1 pseudogene is annotated in these 289 nt (G+C 66.1%); it reads right to left on the minus strand.

Annotated features, from left to right (window positions below):
- Window positions 1-243: pseudogene (locus EN852_RS39715) on the minus strand (hypothetical protein); the annotation flags it as partial.
- Window positions 244-289 lie beyond the last annotated feature (46 nt).

The raw sequence follows: 289 nt of genomic DNA on the forward strand, positions 1-289 counted from the left end.
GCCGGAAATCTCGGCCGACAGCGCGAGCTGGGCGGCGTCGTTGCCGACGACGAAACCGGCGATCGCCACGACAATCAGCAGGATCGGCGCCAGCGAGGTGGTGGCGTAAAACGCCATCGCCGCGCCGCGGCTCAGCGCATTGTCGTCGATAAAGCCGGTGACGCTTTCCTTCAGCATCATCCAGCCTTCTTCGACCCAGCCCGGCATCGTGAATACCGCCTCGCCGAGGCGCGGGCTCGGCATGCCCTTGCGCGGTTCGGTGCCGGCTTTGTCGGATTGCGTCTGCTCT

It is taken from the genome of Mesorhizobium sp. M2E.F.Ca.ET.209.01.1.1 (assembly GCF_004010375.2).
Taxonomy (GTDB): Bacteria; Pseudomonadota; Alphaproteobacteria; order Rhizobiales; family Rhizobiaceae; genus Mesorhizobium.